Below are 7,138 nucleotides of genomic sequence, written 5' to 3'. Positions count from 1 at the left end.
TATTATCATAATAGTGGTAAGTAAAATAAATTCCAAAAATCAGAAGGGCAATTTTAAAGAAATATTTTCTCATTTGTTGCATTAAGTTATTAAATTCTTCCTTTTTTTTCATAATTATGTACAACGTCTTGGCGCTACAAGCGGTTTGCGGGTTTTGAAACTGCGTATTTTCGGCTTAACGAAAATAGGATTAAAAAACGGTAATTCCACTAAATCCGCAAATCGCTTGTAACGGCTGTTACCAGAAGTTATTTCTTTTTTTAGAGATAAAATTGGCTTAAAAAACTTGAGTTTTCTTTTTCACTTTTGTAGAAATAAATTCCAATTATTAGTTTTCTATTTTCTGTAACTTCATTTTTTAAGATTTCTTCTGTTCTTGTCCATTCTGTTGTAGATAAGATATCCATCAGTTTTTTGTCAATTGGATTTTCAAATCCACTTATTTGTTTAACATTTGTTATCTTCAAATTTGAATCAAAGTTTATTTCATAAATTCCATATTCTTTATCTAGTTTTATTCCTTTAAATTCTTCTAATTTTTTAGATAATGTTCCTTTTTCACGATAATTAATTTTGTCTGTTAAATTTATTCCTTGTGTTTTAAAAATTTTTAAAATTTCTAATTCTCGTACTTGTTTTTTTAAGTTGCTTTTTTTCAAATAAAGTAAACCGGAACACATTCCAATAGTATATTTTCCATTATTATTTTTCTGAGCATAAATAATTAGTTCAGTATTTTCCGGAATAAAAATAGAACAAGAACTTCCCATATTTCCATCGCTTCTTCCATTGATATAAATTGATTTTAAACTCTCTCCTTTGTAAAGTTCATTAATGATAATATCTGCTTTGTAAATCTCTTTTGAATCTACATTTTTGTAATTTTTAATGATTTTTACTTTAGCGACAAATTCAGATTGAATATACTTTTCAGTTATGCTTTGGTCGTTACATATACACGCATAATTTGCGATTGAAAATAGAAACGTAATTATTTGCAGTGTTTTTCTCATAATTTCTGGTAACGTCTTGGCGCTTGGCGAGGTTGCGAACTTCGTAACCGAGTTCTTTCGGCTAAGATAGAATATCTTGCGAAAGCAAAACATGAATTTACTGGAAAATTCGCAATCTTGCCAAACGGCTGTTAGGCAACGTAATAATATTTATCATATTCTGCCATTCTAGCTACCGATTCAGTTCGGCTATATATTCCAATTTTCAAATTCCAACCTTTTATTTTACCGCGCTAAACTGAAAAAATATTTTTTGTTTTAAATTCCAATTTTTACGATTCTATTTTTAGGTTAATTTCGGTTTTTCGTTCCAATTTTAAAATTCCAATATGCAATGCAATTCCGCAAAATGTTTCAACTTTTCCATTCACTTTGTAAAAAATTTAAAATGCCAACATGCAATGTAATTCTGCTAACTATTCCAACTTTTCGATTCATTTTGGTTATTGTTCAATTTTTGCCAAAGTTGCTTTCTTAAGTTTTGTTTAGTTAAATTTCAAGATTTTAAAGGAATATTTTCTGTAGAATTTTCGCGCTCAAATTATGTTGCCTAACGGTTCGGCTAGGCATAGTGCCTGTTCTGGCCTGTGGCCGGCATTATGCCTAGCCGTTGTTATGTGCTGTTATTTATTCTCTGTTAAGATAATAAAAACAGGAACAGTTGTGCCAGGAGATAGCTAGATAAACGATTAAAAAATATAGTTCCTATCTACTCGGGGGATAGGTACTGTTTTTTTTAATCATAGCCTAAATAGTTAAAAATCTCATATTAAAACTGTTATAATAAAAAAAACTTGATTATATCATTTTTTTCTTATAACTTAGCCAAGCCTTTAAGCGTCTTCGCTTTGAAAATAAATTTTCAGCAAATCTCATTTGAAAGGCTTGACGAAAATTACAAATTTGTATTTCCTGTTTTAATATTCCCTTTCAAATCAAATATTTAGGCTGTTTATCAGGTCTCGATTGCGCAATTGCACATAACGTCTTGGCGCTTGGCGAGGTTGGGGACTTTAAAGCAGAGTATTTTCTGCCGAAACGAAGATATGATAAAAAACGCTAATTCCACTAAAACCCCAATCTCGCCAAACGGCTGTTAGCAGATGCCGTAATTATTATACAGCAATATCAACATTTGTCAATTCATTTATTTTTTCTTTATCAAATTCCCATACTTTGCATTTCAAAAGAACTTTACCATCTTGCTCCCAAAACTTAACATCTTTAAAATTTTTAGGCATTTTTTCAGATTTTGTATGAGTGAAAATCATGTCAATAAATAATGGAACATAATTTATTTTTTGAACCATTAAATTTTCTTTTATTCTGTGAATAAAACCTAAATTAATAAGTGTATTTAAAATATCTTCATTTTCTTTGAACGAAATATGCGGATATAGTATTACATTAGTTTGTAAACCATGTACAACTTCATCTTCAATAATAGTGCATAATTTTCTAATTTGGTCATCGGGTAGATATGCTTCTTCTGTGATAAGACCATCCTTACTTTTTTTAATCTCTCGGATAACCTGAGAAAGTACCATTTTATGAATTTTAGTTTGATTTTCAGATTTAGAAAATTTAACCATATGACAAAAAACATCTAAAAAGTATCTAGGCAAAGCTCCTGATGCTCTGATACAATCATTAATTACAACAACATCATTAAATAGTTTATTTATTTTAGCAGTTGTGAAATCTAATTTCGGGTCAATACTGCATAAAATCTTAAATAGTAAATCTTTATTTGCCTCTAATTCACAAAATTCTCTATCTAAATTTATTGTACTAAAGTCGTCTTTGTGAGATAAAATTTTATTATTATCATCATTGAGTTTAAATCTATTTGGAACTAGACATGCCTTATATGAAAAAGCAATACCGCTAGTTTCCTTATTTAGGTCATGTAAATATTGAAATATAAACGGCTGATTGTCAATAGGTATTTGGTAAAAATCATCAAGAATTAAGAAAATTGGACGTTTATACTTGTTGTAGAAAACTTCTAAACAATCAATGATTTCATATTTTAGTTCATCTAATGCTTGTTGTTTTGAATACTTACCGCTATATTCAAAATTATTTTCGCTGTTAGTTTCTTTATCAATTGACATTACAAAAGAAGCTTCTGCTGATGCTTGAATTAAGTTCAAATATTTTGTGTCAGCACCAAAAGCAATAATTGATTTTATTGATTTGTTAGTTTGTATTTTATCTTTACTTGATTTTGTAATAATTATATTTGAATCATTTGGTGTTTCTTTTATTAAATTTAGTTTATTAATTATTGAAGTAATGCTATTAAAAATTTTATCGTTTTCAATAATATCATTCGTCCATAGATCTTTGTTTAATAAACCAAAATATAACGATTTAAGACGATAATAACTAGTTTTTGATTTCCTTAAAAGATAAGGTTCCCAATTTTTTTCATTTTCTATTACTTTTTTTAAATCCTTGAATAAGTAAGTCAAAACTTCTATTAATGGTAATTCCGCATTTAATCTTTGTTTACCTTGCATATCAACAATAGTAACAAAACCTTTTGTTTTTCTAATTTCCTCTATAACTTTTATCAATAGTGAAGTTTTACCTGAACCACGTCTTCCAACTATAAGGTGATTTACAGGATTTGTCAATGTCTTTACATGATGCAATGGGTCAATATAATTTATTTGACTATCTACATCTTTTATCTTTCTTCTTTTTATTACTTCAATTTTATCGAGTAGTTGGTCTACTTCTGGAAATGTTAAATTAAAATTAGAAAAGTCTTTAGGCTTATAAATTGCTGTTTTTTTATCACTCATTCGTCATACATTTTGTTTAGCTTTAAATTTCGAAAGCAACTTGCAATTTATTATTTTTGTTAGCCATAAAATTCAATTCTAAATGTATTTATTAATCTTTTATTAACAATTGTTCTATTTTGCAGATTTTTCCAACGGTTTCTGCTAACGTCTTGGCGCTTGGCAAGGTTGCGAACTTCGTAACCGAGTTCTTTCGGCTAAGATAGAATATCTTGCGAAAGAAAAATATGAATTGACCACTAAATTCGCAATCTCGCCAAACGGCTGTTATGCGTTCGGCAGTATATGTTCTATGTTTGTCTATTCCAATTTATTCCAATTGGCTTTTCCAAATTTAATTATTTTATTCAGTTTTAAACATCTATTTTGATCTTAAAAATCTAAAAAAAAATCGCGAAAATTTTACTATTCAAGTTTCTAATTTGCATTTCAATATTCAGCCAATTTTATCAAGTTTCTGCTTTCCACAACCTTAATCAGATTCCAATATTCAAGTTTCCACATTCTATTAACTTAATCAGATTCAATTTTCAGGTTTCTGCTTTCCACAAAGTTGATCAAGTTTCATTTTCCACTTTTAAAAAGCTAAAAAATTCGATAAAAAATTTCGCTTTCAAAGTTTTGCATTTCAGTTTTCAAGCTTTAATTTCTTCTTTTTCTGTGCTATCCAACCTGCTGACGCATAACGTCTTGGCGCTTGCCGTGGTTGGGGAGTAAAGATGCGAGATTTTTCCATTAAGCACAAATTTCCCAAGTACAAAACCATATTTAAATTAAGCCTAAAACCCCAATCTCGCCAAACGGCTGTTAGTGGCAGTTTATTTTTCCGAAGCCTAAATATTTTTCTTTATATTTTTCAGGTTCTGTTAAGCAAGTATTTAATATAATATTATTTAGATTTTGCTTTTTGTATTGAACATTTATTTCGTTTCCATTTTCAACTAAAATTGTGAAATAACCATTTGTTCTAAATTCTTTTTCTGAATAAAAATCAATTATTGAATTTGATAAAGTTCCAAAAACTTTATGACAAACTTCAAGTTTATAATTTTTACCATTCTTCTTAATTATCTTTCCGTAAACAAGAAGTGAGTTTACTCTAACTAATTCATTTCTTTTTTTTGTTATTTTTCCGTCCATTAAATCAATTTCAATTTCGTTAAGTTCATAAGTTACGAAAGAAATATTTTTAGTCATAAATGATATTTTTGGTTGTCCAATTGTCCAACTAAAGTGAGAAACTGACGAAGAAATATTATATCCGCAATTTAAAATCTCGTTTAATTTTATAGATTTAATTAGATTTCCATTTTTGTAAATAGAAATCATTTCTAAATTGTCATCAGGAGTTTCGCTAGGCCAATCATTGACAATAACAATATATTCGCCATTATTTGATACATATGCAGTTTTTTCAGAAGCAACAGTTTCTATTTCATAGATTTTTTTCTTTGTAATTCTATTAAAAAGTCCCCAATTTATTTCTCTACTTTGATTATAATAAACATTGTCAATTAAAACACTATCATTTTTTACTTCTGTTATTTTAAATTCGTAAAGTTTGTTTGAACTGCTAAACTTATTGCAATAGCGTGGCTCGTCAGCATAACAATTGACGATATTAATTAGTAATAATATTAGTATAATTTTTTTCATTTTCGTCATTTCGGCACAAATTGCCACTAACGTCTTGGCGCTTGGCGAGGTTGGGGACTTTAAAGCAGAGTATTTTCTGCCGAAACGAAGATATGATAAAAAACGCTAATTCCACTAAAACCAATCTGGCCAAACGGCTGTTGGCAGTAGTATTTATTCCACGTCTATTTCTATTAACGTTTTAAACCATAATCCCTGAATATCTGTTTCAAGTAATTTTCGCATTGCTTTTTTACTTTTATAAATAGTTTTAACGTCTTTTGTTTCAATTTCAATATTATCTATTGAATTTGATAGTTTTTCAATTTTATCTTTTGACCAAGTTCCAATTCCGAAATAAATATTTGCAGTATCTTTTGGTTTTAAATTAAACACAATAGAATCATTTGTAGAAATTTCTCTTAATCTATATTCTTCTATTTTTGGAATTAAATTAATTTTTACTTTAGCATTATAATCTGTTTTATTTATAAAATCAATATTATATGAAGGGTCACAACTTATAAGAATATTGGCAATAAAAGTCAAGTAAAACAATTTAATTATAAGTTTCATTTTCTACGATTTTTTGGTAATATTACTGCCAACGTCTTGGCGCTTGGCGAGGTTGGGGACTTTATAGCAGAGTATTTTCTGCCGAAACGAAGATATGAATAAAAACGCTAATTCCACTAAAACCCCAATCTCGCCAAACGGCTGTTAGTGGCTGGCTTTTTCTTCTTCTATTTCGCAAGTTTCTATAAATTTTAATCCGAGGTCACTTATTCGATAACCAAAATCGTCAAAATCATATTCTGCTTCAATTTGATGCCATTGCTCGCTCGATTCATAATCATTATTTCCACCCGTTTTAAATTCTTCAATATAAATTTTTGGAGGCAATCTTTTTATAAGACCAAGTCTTAATAAATTTTCGTGTTCAAAACCTTCGAGAGAAAGCCAAAAACCATTTCTTTCTACTTTATCTAATTCAGCTTTGAAATCTTTAGTTTCCTTTTTGAAAGAATATTTATCATCTAATTTTACTTTTAAATCTGTAAGTTCTAATTTACGTTTAGCAAAATTATTTTCTTTAATTATTAATTCTTTTAGTTCATTAAATTCTTCTATAGATATTTGACTTAACAAATATGGGAAAATTTGGTTTTGAAGATTCTTTTCAGAGTTAACCATATTTACAAGCATTTTTGCCCATTTATCTTGTAAAGATTCATTATTTTCCAAAGAAGCTTTTTCTAGTAATGGAACTAAAATTTTTATAGGAATTTCTGTTAAAGTCAAGTTTTTACTTTCAACATATTCTTTAGCCTTTAGTAAAATACGAACTTGATTTTTAAACCTCAAAAATTTAATATTATCAGACATTAATAATCCAACTTCTTCAATTGTTGGAGATATTAATTTTCCTAAAAACTCTTTTGCAAGTTCTAAACCTTTTTCAACCGTTGAAGATTTTATATTAAATTCTTTATTTTCCATTTGTCCAATTAAGTTGTTGTATTTTTTCTATTTCACGGGCGCTTGCCACTAACGTCTTGGCGCTTGGCGAGGTAGGGGGCTTTAAAGCAGAGTATTTTCTGCCGAAACGAAGATATGATAAAAAACGCTAATTCCACTAAAACCCCAATCTCGCCAAACGGCTGTTGGCAGTAGTAT

Annotated in this window: 5 protein-coding genes; all 5 read right to left on the bottom strand. The window is 28.6% G+C overall.

What is annotated here, in order from left to right; translation table 11 throughout:
- Nucleotides 1-260: 260 nt before the first annotated feature.
- Nucleotides 261-1,013: a hypothetical protein gene (locus tag MW871_RS15995; protein WP_248429343.1), complete on the bottom strand. Its 753-nt coding sequence runs from the start codon at nt 1,011-1,013 to the stop codon at nt 261-263.
- Between the two features lie 1,115 nt (nt 1,014-2,128).
- The gene (locus MW871_RS15990; RefSeq protein WP_248427414.1) at nt 2,129-3,826 is read right to left on the bottom strand and encodes a hypothetical protein; all 1,698 of its coding nucleotides are present in this window, start codon (nt 3,824-3,826) and stop codon (nt 2,129-2,131) included.
- 807 nt (nt 3,827-4,633) lie between these two features.
- Complete coding sequence (locus MW871_RS15985; RefSeq protein WP_248429385.1) at nt 4,634-5,482, bottom strand: hypothetical protein; 849 nt, start codon at nt 5,480-5,482, stop codon at nt 4,634-4,636.
- Between the two features lie 153 nt (nt 5,483-5,635).
- Nucleotides 5,636-6,037 (bottom strand): hypothetical protein, encoded by a 402-nt coding sequence (locus MW871_RS15980; RefSeq protein ID WP_248429056.1) that lies wholly within the window; start codon nt 6,035-6,037, stop codon nt 5,636-5,638.
- 144 nt (nt 6,038-6,181) lie between these two features.
- Nucleotides 6,182-6,961: an Abi-alpha family protein gene (locus MW871_RS15975; protein WP_248429384.1), complete on the bottom strand. Its 780-nt coding sequence runs from the start codon at nt 6,959-6,961 to the stop codon at nt 6,182-6,184.
- Nucleotides 6,962-7,138 lie beyond the last annotated feature (177 nt).

It is taken from the genome of Flavobacterium pygoscelis, from assembly GCF_023162025.1.
GTDB classification, from domain to species: Bacteria; Bacteroidota; Bacteroidia; order Flavobacteriales; family Flavobacteriaceae; genus Flavobacterium; species Flavobacterium pygoscelis.
This window is presented reverse-complemented; position numbering and strand designations above follow the sequence as displayed.

What these genes read in the sequence shown, in the direction of transcription:
- MW871_RS15975 (WP_248429384.1), bottom strand. Translation starts at nt 6,961, where the DNA reads ATGGAAAATAAAGAATTTAATATAAAATCTTCAACGGTTGAAAAAGGT.
- MW871_RS15980 (WP_248429056.1), bottom strand. Translation starts at nt 6,037, where the DNA reads ATGAAACTTATAATTAAATTGTTTTACTTGACTTTTATTGCCAATATT.
- MW871_RS15985 (WP_248429385.1), bottom strand. Translation starts at nt 5,482, where the DNA reads ATGAAAAAAATTATACTAATATTATTACTAATTAATATCGTCAATTGT.
- MW871_RS15995 (WP_248429343.1), bottom strand. Translation starts at nt 1,013, where the DNA reads ATGAGAAAAACACTGCAAATAATTACGTTTCTATTTTCAATCGCAAAT.
- MW871_RS15990 (WP_248427414.1), bottom strand. Translation starts at nt 3,826, where the DNA reads ATGAGTGATAAAAAAACAGCAATTTATAAGCCTAAAGACTTTTCTAAT.